This is a genomic window from Achromobacter sp. 1012554356, from assembly GCF_059760815.1.
This window is the reverse complement of sequence record NZ_JCBANC010000132.1, coordinates 1-408: the sequence shown is the minus strand read 5'-3', so window position 1 is coordinate 408 and position 408 is coordinate 1. Positions and strand designations below refer to the sequence as shown.

Sequence of the window (408 nt, the reverse complement as noted above, 5' to 3'; positions counted from 1 at the left end):
CAAGTCAGCTTCGCTTTTTGCTTTCGCAGTTTGCTTCGCTTTCTTGCGGCGACCTCTTCAGGTCTCGCCAGGACTTTCGTCCTGCCCTAGCAGCTATCGAAACATCAGGGGTAACCCCTAGATTTTTCGGTAGCAGCCAAGCCCGAAACTATATCACCATTTTTGCAGTGAATGCAACCGGCTTCTGCCTGACTTGCACCCTGTCCTGCATTGCAGCCGAGCTGGAGAATCTCCTTTTCAGCGTGCATGGAACATAGGTTCTCACTAAAAACAAACCCCCACAGGCTTACCTGTGGGGGTTTGCACAATAAAAGCCTGACGATGACCTACTTTCACAGACGTCCGTCCACTATCATCGGCGCGAAGGCGTTTCACTGTCCTGTTCGGGATGGGAAGGAGTGGTACCAC

Annotated in this window: 1 protein-coding gene and 1 rRNA gene; one reads left to right on the top strand and one right to left on the bottom strand. The window is 52.0% G+C overall.

What is annotated here, in order from left to right:
* On the top strand, window positions 1-257 hold a 257-nt coding region (locus AC6LJW_RS29455), incomplete at its 5' end, for a hypothetical protein (protein WP_498088976.1).
* A gap of 56 nt (window positions 258-313) precedes the next feature.
* Here AC6LJW_RS29455 and rrf read toward each other — a convergent pair.
* Window positions 314-408: ribosomal RNA gene (gene rrf / locus AC6LJW_RS29450) — 5S ribosomal RNA — on the bottom strand; the annotation flags it as partial.